12 protein-coding genes are annotated in these 14646 nt (G+C 37.6%); all 12 read right to left on the reverse strand.

The window, feature by feature from the left end:
* Window positions 1–36: 36 nt before the first annotated feature.
* Complete coding sequence (locus NIZ91_15300; GenBank protein USY54105.1) at window positions 37–969, reverse strand: DUF4115 domain-containing protein; 933 nt, start codon at window positions 967–969, stop codon at window positions 37–39.
* Window positions 970–981: 12 nt separating this feature from the next.
* Complete coding sequence (locus NIZ91_15305; GenBank protein ID USY54106.1) at window positions 982–1773, reverse strand: YmfK family protein; 792 nt, start codon at window positions 1771–1773, stop codon at window positions 982–984.
* 395 nt (window positions 1774–2168) lie between these two features.
* Window positions 2169–2429 (reverse strand): DUF3243 domain-containing protein, encoded by a 261-nt coding sequence (locus NIZ91_15310; protein USY54107.1) that lies wholly within the window; start codon window positions 2427–2429, stop codon window positions 2169–2171.
* Window positions 2430–2495: 66 nt separating this feature from the next.
* Window positions 2496–3221, reverse strand: coding sequence for an SDR family oxidoreductase (locus NIZ91_15315; GenBank protein USY54108.1), 726 nt, complete (start codon window positions 3219–3221; stop codon window positions 2496–2498).
* A gap of 70 nt (window positions 3222–3291) precedes the next feature.
* Window positions 3292–4575, reverse strand: a complete 1284-nt coding sequence (locus tag NIZ91_15320; GenBank protein ID USY54109.1) for an insulinase family protein — start codon at window positions 4573–4575, stop codon at window positions 3292–3294.
* The gene (locus tag NIZ91_15325) at window positions 4562–5857 is read right to left on the reverse strand and encodes an insulinase family protein (GenBank protein USY54110.1); all 1296 of its coding nucleotides are present in this window, start codon (window positions 5855–5857) and stop codon (window positions 4562–4564) included. Before NIZ91_15325 ends, NIZ91_15320 begins: the two co-directional genes overlap by 14 nt.
* 399 nt (window positions 5858–6256) lie before the next feature.
* Complete coding sequence (locus tag NIZ91_15330) at window positions 6257–7216, reverse strand: ABC transporter permease (protein ID USY54111.1); 960 nt, start codon at window positions 7214–7216, stop codon at window positions 6257–6259.
* Window positions 7213–8271, reverse strand: a complete 1059-nt coding sequence (locus NIZ91_15335; GenBank protein ID USY54112.1) for an ABC transporter permease — start codon at window positions 8269–8271, stop codon at window positions 7213–7215. The genes NIZ91_15330 and NIZ91_15335 overlap by 4 nt, the downstream gene beginning before the upstream one ends.
* A complete protein-coding gene (locus NIZ91_15340) occupies window positions 8268–9797 on the reverse strand; it encodes an ABC transporter ATP-binding protein (GenBank protein USY54113.1) in 1530 nt (509 codons plus the stop codon). The genes NIZ91_15335 and NIZ91_15340 overlap by 4 nt, the downstream gene beginning before the upstream one ends.
* A 129-nt stretch (window positions 9798–9926) precedes the next feature.
* A complete protein-coding gene (locus tag NIZ91_15345; GenBank protein USY54114.1) occupies window positions 9927–11006 on the reverse strand; it encodes a BMP family protein in 1080 nt (359 codons plus the stop codon).
* 128 nt (window positions 11007–11134) lie between these two features.
* The gene (locus NIZ91_15350) at window positions 11135–11860 is read right to left on the reverse strand and encodes a GntR family transcriptional regulator (protein ID USY54115.1); all 726 of its coding nucleotides are present in this window, start codon (window positions 11858–11860) and stop codon (window positions 11135–11137) included.
* A gap of 366 nt (window positions 11861–12226) precedes the next feature.
* Window positions 12227–14581 carry a DNA translocase FtsK gene (locus NIZ91_15355; protein ID USY54116.1) on the reverse strand — a complete coding sequence of 785 codons (2355 nt, stop codon included), beginning with the start codon at window positions 14579–14581 and terminating at the stop codon, window positions 12227–12229.
* Between the last annotated feature and the right edge of the window lie 65 nt (window positions 14582–14646).

Genomic DNA, 14646 nt, shown 5'->3' on the forward strand with positions numbered 1-14646 from the left:
GGCACGACTTAACCATTTTTAATACTTTTAAGCTAGTTATTGAGCTTTTTCCGGCTCATATTTAATCGTTACAACTTGTCTAATTTGTTGGTTAGCATCAAATGGTAAACTAACGTCTTGGCCATTAATTTTTAATTGTACCCCTGGTGAGAAGCCAATATTCACTCGAACTTCACTTTCTTTTGTTAAGTCGAATTCTTTTGTTTCACCATTTTTCAACATGGCATTATAAAATGAATTCCCCTTACCATTTTTCACATCCAACCATGTATCAGCTTGAGTAGACGATACTTCTAGCTTAAACTCATCTGTTCCAGACAACTCATACGTTCCGTTGTGACCTGACTTTTGAACTTCTTTATAAGCTTGCTGTGTTTCTTCTTTTTCTTCTTCTTTTTTCTCTTCGTCTTCCTTAGCAGCTTTTTCTTTTTCTGCCTTTTCTTTTTCTGCCGCTTCTTTTGCAGCTTGATCTTCATTAGATGCTTGCTGCTCTTGGGATTGTTGCACTTCGTTATTTGTTTGTTCAGTATTTGCAACTTGATCTTCTTGACGACCGGATACAATATTTTGAGCAATCACCCAAATGATAATTCCGACTACCAGCACACCAGCAACTACTAAAATCGTCGGTAAGTAATCTGCTGCTTTTGATGCTTTCGTATTTTGGGGGATTTCTTTTCGACTGCGAACACGAGATAAAGGCTGTGGAATATCATCGGTTTGAGTCGTTGGAATATCCGTTTTGTACTGATCAAAAATGTCATCGGGGTTCAACCCTACAGCTTCACAATACTGCTTGATAAACGCTCGCACATAAAATTTCCCTGGCATGACATCATAATTACCTTCTTCAATACCAATCAAATAGCGCTTTTGAATTTTTGTGTTTTTTTGTAAATCTTCTAGCGACATCCCTTTATTTTCTCGCTCTTGTCTTAACCTTTGCCCTAACTCTGTCAATATTAACACCTACCAATTATGCTAAAAATCAAACATGGATAATCCACCGTTTGGAAACATTTGCGATCCTTCAATGACTTCATATGTAATTTCTTCATCTGGATCATTTCGTAATTCAATGATATACGCAAAGTCATCCAGCGTATACTCACTATTTTGTACAAATACATCAGGATGCTCAACAATCTTTGTTGCAGGCACATTCATAATTTCACGAACGAGCTGCCAGTGTTTTTCATTCGCCCTTCTTGTTGATACAATACCATCAATAATAAAGATGTTATTAGAATTATACTCATCTTCAATTAGTTGACTGCGAATTGTTTGTTTTAACAGCGTTGATGACACAAATAACCATCTCTTATTCGCACAAACACTAGCAGCAACAATCGACTCCGTTTTACCAACGCGAGGCATTCCTCTGATGCCAATTAATTTATGACCATCTTGTTTAAAAAGCTCTGCCATAAAGTCCACTAGCAAGCCAAGTTCGTCTCGCACAAAACGAAATGTCTTTTTATCATCAGCATCTCGTTGAATATAACGACCGTGACGAACAGCTAAACGATCTCGTAGCTTTGGAGGACGCATCTTTGTCACAACAATATTATCCATTGTTTTCAAAATAGATTCAAGCCGTTCAATTTGCTCATGGGAATCGCACCGTAATAGCAAGCCACGCCTTTTGTCATCTACCCCATTAATTGTAACAATGTTAATTGCCAGCATACCTAAAAGAGACGAGATGTCTCCCAATAAACCAGGTCGATTTTTCTGTATTTGATATTCTAAGTACCACTCAATTTTGTTCACGAAACCCCTCCTCATCCCATTTGTTCCGTCTAAACCTAATCCAATAATAGAATGAACATAGCAAAACACTCATTCACAGCACAAAAATGCTTGAAGAACGATTAACAAATCACCTCAAACACCACTCGGAGAAGCTGTTATTAGATATGTTAAAAATGCGAGTTTCTAAAATGGCGCTCGCTGTTATGTTTCCCCTTTTTTCACATAATTTAAATATAAATGATTTTCATTAAATTATAAAGTGTAAAACCTATTTCTTATGTAAATGTTCTTATTGTAAGCGCTGTACTTTCTACCTTTGCTTATGAGTGAATTATTTATAAATAAAAAAGAGTCGTTTCTCAAACAAATTTGAGTCGACTCCTTCTTTTGTTCGCTTCATTAACATCTTTACATTAATTAGCAGAACCGTTATTTTGAACAAGCTTTACCATCATATTAGCAATTGCATGTTGCTCTTCTTTTGAAGCAACGCTCCATAAGTCTGCTAATATTTTTTCTTGTTCGTTTTTTGCGTCAACTTGGTTCGCTAGATAGCCACCAATTTGATATGCTAAGTCGTTGATTACCTCGTTGTTCATTCCTTCGTTTTGAGCATGATGTAAGCGATCGCCTAAAAAGTTTTTCCAGTTACCCCAATTGTCTAATACTGACATGAGTAGCCCTCCTTAAGGTTTATTCATATCATAGTTTGTACACCTTCCTCTTTTTTATTCGCGTTATTATGTATGCCAACCACCATCTACTGATAAAATTTGTCCTGTTATATAAGAGGATTGATCAGAAGCTAAATAAGCAACTGCATCGGCAATTTCTGAAGGCTTTCCAATGCGTCCCATCGGAATTTCCTGCTCCATCATTTCAAGGTCTTCTTGTGTATAATCAGATAGCATATTTGTCAAAATAGCTCCTGGCGCAATTCCATTCACTCGAATTTTACTTAGCGCAACTTCTTTAGCTAACGCTTTGACAAAAGTATTCTGAGCCCCTTTCACCGTTGAATACAGCACTTCATAAGAAGCTCCCTCCAATCCCCAGATAGATGAGATAACGATAATATTCCCAGTTCTTTTCTGAATCATTTTAGGGAGAACAAATTTTGCAATTCGATAAAGAGCGGTTACGCTCAGATAAACCATTTCTTCAATACGCTCATCTGTCACATCCATCATTAATGCTGATAAGCTTTGACCACCATTGTAAATAAGCAGATCTACCGGTACAACAAGAGTCGATAAAAAGTGATCAACCCCCTCTTTTGAAGACAAATCTCCTTGCACCACCATAATATTATCCGTGTAGGAACGAAGGTAACTAGCTAGTTTGTTCACCGCTGCTTCATTTTGATAATAATGAAGGACTACTCCGTATCCTTCCTTTACCATTTTCTCGGCAATAGCACTGCCAATTCCTCCGCTCGCTCCTGTAATTAGCGCATATTTCTCCATGTTGATTCTCCTTGTATTATCCAATAAAAAAGCTGACTTAACGTCAGCTTTTCATATACTATCTTATCACTTATTTCGGTACAACCTCACATACAGTAAAGCTTTCTTCTTGAATCATATCATTCATTACATGCTTCACGTCGTCTACTGTAAGCTTTTCAAGCGTATCTACAACATCAAATAAATTCATATCATTAAATGCATAGCGGGTAAACTGATTAGCAATAAACTCTGGAGAATTTAAAGCTCGCAAAAATTCTCCAATTTTCTTCTTTCTTACTCGTTCTAACTCATCTTCTTGTAAACCTTTAGATTTCACTTCAAATAAAATCTCTTTAATTCTCCCATAAAACTTATTTGGATCTTCTGTATCTCCGCCAATTAGCGCAAATCCAAAGCCACTTTCTTCGGTATAGTCATATGAGAATGTCTCATCAATGAGCCCATTTTTATACAGATCTTCATAGTAAGAAGAGCTTTTTCCAAATGCAAGATCAAGTACAATATTCATTGCAAGCTCGTGGCGAAGCATATCTTGTCCGGAACGTTCAGGCTTTCTTGTTTTTAAGCCAACCATAGCTTTGGAGGCTTGGACAGGCATGTTTAATACCTGTTTTTGTTCCGCTACCGTTTCTGGCTCTTTATCAAAATGACGAGTAATTTCAGGCATATCTTCATAATCTTTTTTAGCTTGATTTTCACGAATTTGAGTCATTACCTTTTCTGCATCAACAGGCCCTACCACAAATAGTAGCATATTGCTCGGGTGATAAAATGTTCCATAGCACGTATAAAGCAAATCTTTTGTAATGTGGGAAATGGACTCAATGGTACCAGCAATGTCAATTTTAACAGGGTGATTTTTATACATGTTTTGAATTGTTCCAAAGTACAAGCGCCAGTCTGGATTATCATCATACATCGTAATTTCTTGTCCAATAATTCCTTTTTCTTTCTCGACTGTCTTTTCAGAGAAATATGGTTCTTGAACAAAGTCTACAAGCGTCTCTAAATTTTGTTCAAAGTTAGACGTGCAGCTAAATAAATACGCTGTGCGCGTAAATGATGTAAATGCATTGGCAGACGCACCCTGCTTGCTAAACTGTTGGAAGACATCACCATCTTCTTTTTCAAACAGCTTATGCTCAAGAAAATGCGCAATTCCATCAGGAACTTTAATCATCTCATCTTCTCCGAGCGGAACAAATTGATTGTCAATGGAACCATATTTTGTAGTAAACGTGGCAAACGTTTTGTTGAACTCAGGCTTTGGTAAAATATAAACCTCTAATCCATTATCCATTTTTTCATGATAAAGCTGTTCTTTCAGCTGAGAAAATTCAATTTTCTCCATTGTTTTCACCGCCTTTTCCTGTTAAGAAATAAACTGTATCCATCGCAATGTTTTCAGCTACCTTCACAATTTCTTGTTTTGATACTGCATCGATTTGTTTTAGATATTCATCAACCGAAATACTTTTCCCTGTTAGTTCATTATGGTACATAACTTCAACCAGACCTCGTGGTGTGTCTACCGTTTCTAACAGTTGATTATGAATAACTGCTTTCGTTTGAGCGATTTCACTATCAGTAAACGAGCCATTCTTCATTTCTTCCATTTGTTCCTTAATAATGGTTATAGCCTGGTCATAGTTTTTTGCATCGATTCCTGACATAACCATCAGAAGACCTTTATGGCTTTCAACTCGTGATGCAGCATAGTAAGCTAAGCTTGCCTTTTCACGAACGTTAATGAACAACTTTGAATGAGAAAACCCGCCAAATATACCGTTAAACACCTGTAGGGCAAAATACTGACGATCTCCATATACAACGTTTGTACGGTAGCCAATATTTAATTTACCTTGTTTTACCTCTTGCTTTTCTATCACTTCATTCACATTGGTAATTTCTTTTTGCGTAATTGAGCGTTCAATTTTTTTGGGTTGACGTTGTGGTAAATTAAACGCTTGCTCAACCGTGTTTTTTACTTCTTGTTCATGAAAATCACCAATAACATAGAGGTGAATAGCATCTTCTTTTAATACATGCTGATAATAATTATAGAGCTTATCTGCTGTAATGGATTCAATATCATCAATTCGACCATTAACATGCAGAGAGTAAGGTTCCTCTTTACACATCTCTTCAACTAAGCGAAGATTTGCATAGCGCATTTTATCATCGAATACAGCTTGAATCCGTTGTCGAAGCGATCGCTTTTCTTTTTCCATTGCGTCATTTAAGAAAGCTCCCTCCTCCGTTGCCGGCTTCAATAGAATTTCACCAAGCAGTGCAAGTGCTTTTTGAAGAAGAGGAGTTGAGTCTTTTAAATATTTTTCGTTCGCTATATCAATCCGAATAGTTATATCGTGATTATCACCCTTTTTTGTCAAATCCACCTGAAGAGTTGCACCATATAGTTCATCTAAATATGTACGCAGCTGTGTTGTGGTTGGAAAAGATTCTGTAGCACTTTGTAATACATAAGGTAAAAGAGCTCGCATTGTCACCGTTTTTTCATCCAATGGAGCATTTAATTTTAGAATAAACGTATTGGTTTTATACTTTGTAGTTGGGATTGTATGCAGCGTCAGGCCATTCAATTCGTGCTTTTGTTCAGTCAATAATTTCATCAAGATACCTCCTTTTAATAGTAAGTTTGCTAAAAACAACACAATACCTTTATTTTTAGTTTATTTTGCCGTTTTTAGTCTTACCTTCACTATATCTAATTAGAGGAAAGATTTTCAAGGAAACACCTTTTATACAAGATCTCATTTGTCATATATTCTTATCTTCAACTCTTCTTTAATGTGTTGTCATTCTTCTTGAATAGTGCTATAAAAAATAGAATTCTAATAATCCCCATCCCTTTTCACCACATGATTGCGTAAGATTCCTTCTTTCTTTACCGCAAACTTTTTTAATTTCTTTTTGTCTACATTTTTTTTGATAAAATCCTTTACTTTTTTTGTGCGAATTTAAAAAGAACAAAGGCAGATTACAAACCTTTGTTCTTGAAAATAGTTTTATTATCTTTTTCCCTTTTCATAAGGCGTACCAAGTGCTTTTGGTGCCTCTGCTCGACCAACAAATCCAGCTAACGCTAAAATTGTCAAGACGTAAGGAGCAATCGTTAAAATAACAGTTGGAATATCTTGAATAACTGGAATTTGTGCTCCTGTAATACTTAAAGATTGTGCTAACCCAAAAAAGAGAGCTGCTCCCATCGCACCAATTGGGTGCCATTTTCCAAAAATCATGGCTGCAAGTGCTAAGAAGCCCTGTCCAGAAATGGTTCCAGCTGAGAAGTTTGTTGCGATTGACGTCGCATATACAGCACCACCAATACCAGCTAACACACCCGATAACATAACGCCCACATATCGCATTGTGATAACTTTAATCCCCATCGTATCCGCAGCCATTGGATGTTCACCTACAGAGCGAAGACGCAGCCCAAACGGCGTTTTGTAAATGATATACCATACAACGAAAGCTAGCAAAATCGCTAAATATGATGTAATTGGAACATTTGAGAAAAACAGCTTACCAATAATCGGAATATCAGATAGGAAAGGAATGCTTGTTTTATCAATACGAAATTGAATAAAATCTGTTTGTCCTTTTCCAAAAATTTTCTTGATTAAAAAGATAGACAAACCTCCAGCTAAGAAGTTGAGTGCAACCCCGCTGACTACTTGATCTGCTTTAAGCGTAATACTTGCTACTGCATGAATAAGTGAAAAGATTGCACAAACCCCTGCTGCAATTAAAATTGAAACCCAAGGTGCCCATGCTCCCAATGAGTCTTGAAGAAGTAGCGTTGAAACAATTCCTGTAAATGCACCAAACATCATAAGACCTTCCAGTCCGATATTTACAACACCAGACTTCTCACTAAACACTCCACCTAATGCTGTAAAAATAAGCGGTGCTGCAGAATACAGCGCAGCTGGAATAATTATAATTAAAACGTCTAAGAAACTCATTGTGCTCCTCCTTTACTTAAACGACCAATAATCCAACGAATAAGGTAACTGGACGCCACGAAGAAAATGATAAGAGCGATAACAATCTCAATTAATTCTGACGGCACTCCCGCCATAAAGTTCATTTGTGGTGCCGCTGTTTGTAGACCGCCGAATAGAAATGCAGCAAGCAAGATACCAATTGCACTATTAGCTCCTAAAAGGGCAACAGCAATTCCATCGAATCCCGTTCCAGTAAATGACGTAAAAGTATTCATATATTGGAATGTACCAAGCCCTTCCATCGCACCGGCTAATCCTGCAAATGCACCAGATACTGACATAGAAAGAATGATGTTGCGAGACACATTCATTCCTGCATATTTAGAAGCATGCTGATTAAACCCAACAGCACGAAGTTCAAAGCCTTTTGAGGTTTTGTTTAATAGGAACCACATTACAAAAGCTGCTAAAAACGCTACAATAATCCCATAGTGCAAACGAGAATTGTTCGTTGCCTCAGCTAAAAATGAAGATGCTAATGACGCTGACTCATTGATGTTGTATGACTTTTCATTCCCTGCATACAAAAATTCACGGATAATACTGCTTGTTGTATAAAGGGCAATATAGTTCATCATAATGGAGACAATAACCTCATGAACATGAAAGCGAGCTTTTAAATAACCAGGAATAAAGGCCCATAATGCACCAGCAATACCTGCTGCAAGGATTGCGAGTGGAATATGAATAACAGATGGAAGTTCAAAAGCGTAGCCTACCCACACTGCCGCTAACCACCCAACAAGAAGCTGACCTTCTACTCCAATATTAAATAAGCCTGTCTTGTAAGCAAATGCTACAGCAATACCTGCTAAAGCAAGGGGCGTCATTGCACGAATAGTTTCACCTAAAGCTTTTGGACTACCCAACATACCATTAAATAAAGAATCATAGCCTTTCACCGCATCATAGCCCCCAAGAACCATGATGATTGCACCAGCAAGCAATCCTAAAATTGCCGAGATAATCGGAATTAGAATGTGGATGGTTCGCTCATTTCTTAGCCATTTCATGATGTTTCACCTGCTTTCTCACGCTTTCCGCCTGCCATTAACAATCCAAGCTCCTGCTCATTTGTTTCGTTTGGATTTACGATATCTACAATTTTTCCTTCGTAGATAACAGCAATACGATCACTTAAATTCATAACTTCATCCAGTTCTAAAGACACAAGAAGAACCGCTCTTCCTTTATCACGCTCTTCAATTAACTTACGGTGAATAAACTCAATTGCTCCTACATCCAATCCACGCGTCGGCTGAGCTGCAATTAACAACTGAGGACTGCGGTCCACTTCACGAGCAATAATGGCTTTTTGCTGGTTTCCTCCAGAAAGAGCTCGCGCTTGTGTATATTCACTCGGTGTGCGAACATCATATTCTGCAATGAGTGCTTTGGCTTTTCGATAAATTTCTTTATAGTTCAAAATACCCCTTTTAGACATTGGCTCTTTATAGTACGTTTGAAGCGCGATATTTTCACCGATTGTATAGTCCAAGACAAGACCATGCTTATGGCGATCTTGAGGAATATGTCCTACACCTGATTCAGTAATTTTACGTGCCGATAGCTTTGTCAGGTCACTTTCATTTAGCGTGATAGCACCTGATTTGATTTTTGTAAGACCTGTGAGGGCTTCAATTAGTTCTGTTTGCCCATTACCATCTACTCCTGCAATTCCTACAATTTCACCCGCTCTGACAGTTAGCGATAGATCATTAACAGCTGCTACTCCGCGGGCATCTTCCACTACTAAGCCATCTATTGTTAACACAGCATCCTTCGGTTCTGCTGTTTTCTTTTCCGTTTTAAAATGCACTTCACGTCCAACCATTAAGGACGCCAATTCATCTGGATTGGTTTCAGAAACCGTTACTGTTCCAATCCCTACACCTTTGCGAATAATTGTACAGCGGTCACAAACCGCCATAATTTCTTTTAATTTATGAGTAATTAAAATAATGGATTTTCCTTCTTTAATTAAACGCTTCATAATTTCAATTAATTCTGTGATTTCTTGAGGTGTAAGAGCGGCTGTGGGCTCATCAAAGATTAAAATATCTGCACCACGATATAGTGTTTTTAAAATTTCGACACGTTGCTGCATACCAACCGAAATATCTTCAATTTTCGCATATGGATCAACAGAAAGCCCATATTGATTTGATAGTGCTTCAATCTCTTTAGCAGCTTTTGCAATGTTGATTTTTCCTGCTTTTGTCGGCTCATTACCAAGGATAATGTTTTCAGTAACTGTAAAATTTTGCACAAGCATAAAGTGCTGGTGAACCATCCCAATCCCTAAGTCATTTGCAATATTCGGATTCGTAATTTTAACAGCTTTTTCTTTCACCTTTATCTCGCCTTTTTCAGGTTGATAAAGCCCAAAAAGAACGTTCATCAGCGTTGATTTCCCTGCGCCATTTTCACCTAGTAAAGCATGGATTTCTCCTTTTTTCACTTGGAGTGTAATGTTATCATTCGCTACGATACCCGGAAACTCTTTACGAATATTTAGCATTTCAATTACATATTCCACTATGTTCACTCCCTATTTGTATCTAGAGTAAAGTCTATTATCTTGAATTTCTCATCATCTTAAAGGCTATGAAAAAGGCTAGTGGTTCACTAGCCTTTTTTCATACCTATCCTGTTTTGATATGAAGAATTATTTAAGAGTTTTCTCAAACTCTTTATATGCATCATCCGTTGCTGGTACTTTAATTTCGCCATCTAAGATTTTTTGTTTGTACTCTTCAACAGCTGTTTTTGACTCGTCCGTTACATTATCCATAGTTGGAGCAATACCAACCGCATCTTCTTGAAGTCCAAATACTACTTCTTCTCCACCAGGGAACTTTCCGTCTTTTGCTTGTTTTGCAACTTCTTCAACCGCAATATCAACACGTTTTACCATTGATGTTAGTGTTACGTTTTCTGGCATACCTTCTTGGTGCTGGTCACGGTCTACACCGATTACCCAAACCTTCTCACCTTTTTTCGCACGGTTTTTCGCTTCAGTAAACACTCCGTTACCAGTACCACCTGCTGCGTGATAAACAATATCAGCACCTTGGCTGTACATTGTTGATGCAATCGCTGAACCTTTTTCTGGCGCATTGAAATCTTCTGCGTATTGAACAACTACTTCAGCATCTGGGTTTACAGCTTTAACACCTGCTTTAAATCCGTTTTCAAACTTTTTAATTAACGGAGATTCTACTCCACCAACAAAGCCGATTTTATTGGTTGCTGTTTGTTTAGCTGCAACAACACCTACCAAGAACGAACCTTGCTCTTCGTTAAATAGAATGCTCGCCACGTTATCTAATTTTTCTGACTTTAATGTGTCATCAACTAGCGCAAAATGTGATTCTGGATATTGACCAGCCACTTTTTTGATGTCTTCTTTCAATAAGAAACCGATACCGTACGTAAGGTTATAGCCTGCTTCAGCAAACGTTGATAAGTTACTTTGGTATTCAGCAGCTTCAGCCGATTGTAAATATTTATAGCCTGTACCTTCTTCTAAGTTATTTTCTTTACCGAATTTTGTAAGACCTTCCCATGCTGATTGGTTAAATGATTTATCATCAACTCCGCCAGTATCTGTAACCATCCCTACTTTGAAATCTGAAGCTGATTTTTCACTACTTCCGCCTTCTGAGTCGCTAGATCCACAGGCACTTAGTAGTGTACCTGCCGCTAACATAAGTGATAAAGCCATTCCGTATTTACGTTTTGTCATTTTATTAACCCCCAAAATAGTGTAAAAGAATTGTAATGCTACTTCACGTTCGTCGCCCTTGGTATTGAACACCTCCTTAAAAGAATCCGTGTAAAACCATTACTAAAATTGCGAAAACTTAAAATCTATTAAACTCTTTTTCTCAATACTTGGAAACTAAATTTATCTGCTTTAAAATAGTTAATTGAATACAAAATCGGTTCATCATATTGGTCGTAATGCATTTGTCGCAGTACAAGAAGTGCTGTTTCTGGACTGCATTGTAAAATAGGAGAAACTTTTTCATGATACCCGATTGGCTCAATGTGGGCTACTGCATATGAAATATGTTTGCCAGCCTGTTTTTCAAGAATCCCTAGTAGAGACTCTTGTTTATATTCGAAATCTTCGGGCAATATTGTTTGTGGAACCTTGTCCATACAATATACAACCGGCTCATCATTTGCAGTTCTCACACGCTCAACAAAAAGCATTTTTTCGTCAATTTGACAGCCAAAACGCTCTATATCATTTTCTGAAACAACTTGTACATTGGATGATAAGAAAATGGTACCAGGCTTCATTCCAGCTTGTTCAATCATATGTGTTATACTATTTAATTGCTCAATACCTGAAAGAAACGTCGGCTTCGCATTCACAAATGTACCTACTCCATGTCTTCTGACAATAACATTTTCTTCTTCCAATATGCGAAGTGCTTCACGTAGCGTTGCTCTGCTTACGCCCAGCTGTTTTGACAGATCAAACTCTGATGGAAGTCTCTCTTTTTCTTTGAAAACTCCTCGTTCAATGTTTTGTTTAATGTTATCAATCACTTGTAAATACAAATGTCGATTATCCGCTCGAATAGACATCACACTTCCTCCATACCCTCAACTAGTCATCAGACCTCTGATGTTTGACTCTTTAATCGAAAATAATATATCATTTTTTTCAACATAAATAAATAGGTTATATTAATTTTATGTAAAAAACTTTAATATTTTTTTAAAAATATTGTTTTTTTCTATTTATTGTATGTAAGCATGTCTAACAACCTAATATTTCAGTATTTTTTTCACCAAAAACTAACAAACATTAAAATTAAATTAATAATATTCGTGTTTTAATTAACCAAACATGATAACACATTTTTTTATAATATCTTTTTATAAAAAATAATACCCTTAATGATAAAAAAAGACGTAGAGCATATGCTTACGTCTTTTCTAACCATTTAATTATGTTCCAACATCTTCGTTTTGCTGTGAAACCAGTACTGCTCGGGGTTTACTTCCTTCATAAGGTCCGACAACTCCCCGTTCTTCCATTGCATCAATTAAGCGAGCTGCTCGATTATATCCAATTCTAAAGCGTCTTTGCAGCATTGAAACAGAGGCTGTTTGCATTTCTGCTACAAGCTGAACTGCCTCATCATACAATTCATCCGCTACTTCTTCTACTTGTTCTGGAGCGTCTGTTGGAATCATTTCTTCTTGGTATTGCGCTTTTTGCTGAGCAATAACGAAGTCTACAACCTCTTCAACTTCCTCATCAGATAAGAACGCTCCTTGTACACGAACTGGCTTAGAAGCTCCAACCGGCATAAATAGCATATCTCCACGACCTAGCAGCTTCTCCGCTCCTCCCATATCTAAAATGGTACGGGAATCGGTTTGAGAGGACACGCTAAACGCAATTCGAGACGGGATATTAGCTTTAATAACCCCTGTAATAACGTCAACTGACGGTCTTTGCGTTGCAATAATTAAGTGAATTCCCGCAGCACGCGCCATCTGCGCTAAACGTGTAATTGAATCTTCAACATCTGATGAAGCAACCATCATTAAGTCGGCTAACTCATCTACAATGACGACAATATAAGGTAGCGTTGGTTGCTTAGCATCCGAGTCATCATTTTGGCGCTTCACAAGATCATTATACCCTTCAATATTTCTTGTACCGCTGTGTGAGAAGAGCTCATAACGGCGCTCCATTTCGCTTACGACTTTCTTTAAAGCCTGAGATGCTTTCTTTGGATCAGTTACAACAGGTGCCAATAGATGTGGAATACCATTATACATATTCAACTCAACCATTTTAGGGTCAATCATCATGAGCTTAACTTCGTGAGGCTTCGTTCGCATTAAGATACTTATGATAATTCCGTTAATACAAACACTTTTACCGCTACCTGTTGCTCCCGCAACAAGCATATGAGGCATTTTATTTAATTCTGCCAAAACAGCGTCGCCGGATATATCTCTTCCCAATCCCACCAGTAGCTTTTTATCAGGATCTATTTTTTCTTTTGATTCCAACACTTCACGAAGAGAAACCATCGCTACCTCTTCATTTGGAACTTCAATCCCCACTGCTGATTTACCAGGTATAGGCGCTTCAATTCGAATGTCTTTGGCAGCAAGAGCTAGAGCCAAATCATCGCTTAAATTTACAATTTTACTTACTTTCACTCCAACGTCCGGATATACTTCGTATTTGGTAACAGCAGGCCCTAAATGAACCTTAGCAACCGTTGCTTTCACACCAAAACTTTGAAACGTTTTTTCTAGTTTTTCAGCATTTTTATAAATATTCTTTTTCTCTTTTGCTTGATTACTTTTCTTCGGCATTGTTAGCAATCGGATAGGTGGAAGTTCATATTCCATGTTTTCAGCTTCCACAAATGAAATAACTGGTGCCTTTTCTTCTTGTTGAGGCGGGTCTTCTTTCTTGGCCACTGGTTGAACAGGCTTAACTGTTGGCTGTGGCTCGGGTTCTGGTTGAGACTGAATAGATGATGAAATAGGATCTACTACTTCTTCATAATCAAAGTGCTCAATAATTGGAGGCTGCTTTGCAATGACAGGTGCTTCTGCTTCCTGTTCATCATTTTCCTCCTCTTCTTCTACAGCTGGCTTACGCTTTTTCTTCCCTTTTGGTGTTTGCTTCCTTTTAGAAGCCCAATTTGCAATGTCTTCCCAACCCTCTTTTAATTCCGTCACTAAAAAGCGGACAATTGGCGTTAACACTTTTCGAAGCGTTTCGTGCAAAGAACGTCCTGTAATTAATAACACGCCAATCACGATTAAAAGTGAGGCAATGAGCTCAGTTCCTAAACTGTCAAATAAGTAATAAAACATCGCAAACATAACGGCTCCAACCATTCCGCCACCTAAATCACTGCGATTTACTTCCCCAGTTGCTTCTAACATATATAAATCCCATGTATTTAAGATAACTGAAGGATCAGTAAAAGTGCCGTTCTTAGAAAGGTTTTCAAATAGCGTAACGTGACTAAATAATAAAATAGCTAAAATAATTAAATATGTACCAACTAGCTGTCTTGTTATAAATGGTGGCAATGCTCTTTTCCAGATAATATAGCCTGACAGCACCAGCAAACCGATTAGCATAAGCATGTACCATTCACCAATAAAAAGACGAACAAGTAGCACAAGCGCCTGGCCAACCGCACCCAGCCCTGCCATCGCAATTAATGTAATAGCTAATAATAGTAAACCTATGAGTTCAAATCGTACAATGCGTTTCCATTCTTCCTTCTTAAATTTCCCTCTTCGTTTTTTCTTTGCCATGTTCTCACTCCAATCAACGTCTTCCTATGTTGATTTTCTTATTCATATACACTGAACAAAAAAGC

This window comes from Bacillus sp. 1780r2a1 (genome assembly GCA_024134725.1).
Classification (GTDB): domain Bacteria; phylum Bacillota; class Bacilli; order Bacillales; family Bacillaceae_H; genus Priestia; species Priestia aryabhattai_A.

What these genes read in the sequence shown, in the direction of transcription:
- NIZ91_15310 (USY54107.1), bottom strand. Translation starts at nt 2,429, where the DNA reads ATGTCAGTATTAGACAATTGGGGTAACTGGAAAAACTTTTTAGGCGAT.
- NIZ91_15320 (USY54109.1), bottom strand. Translation starts at nt 4,575, where the DNA reads ATGGAGAAAATTGAATTTTCTCAGCTGAAAGAACAGCTTTATCATGAA.
- NIZ91_15335 (USY54112.1), bottom strand. Translation starts at nt 8,271, where the DNA reads ATGAAATGGCTAAGAAATGAGCGAACCATCCACATTCTAATTCCGATT.
- NIZ91_15330 (USY54111.1), bottom strand. Translation starts at nt 7,216, where the DNA reads ATGAGTTTCTTAGACGTTTTAATTATAATTATTCCAGCTGCGCTGTAT.
- NIZ91_15345 (USY54114.1), bottom strand. Translation starts at nt 11,006, where the DNA reads ATGACAAAACGTAAATACGGAATGGCTTTATCACTTATGTTAGCGGCA.
- NIZ91_15315 (USY54108.1), bottom strand. Translation starts at nt 3,221, where the DNA reads ATGGAGAAATATGCGCTAATTACAGGAGCGAGCGGAGGAATTGGCAGT.
- NIZ91_15350 (USY54115.1), bottom strand. Translation starts at nt 11,860, where the DNA reads ATGTCTATTCGAGCGGATAATCGACATTTGTATTTACAAGTGATTGAT.
- NIZ91_15355 (USY54116.1), bottom strand. Translation starts at nt 14,581, where the DNA reads ATGGCAAAGAAAAAACGAAGAGGGAAATTTAAGAAGGAAGAATGGAAA.
- NIZ91_15325 (USY54110.1), bottom strand. Translation starts at nt 5,857, where the DNA reads ATGAAATTATTGACTGAACAAAAGCACGAATTGAATGGCCTGACGCTG.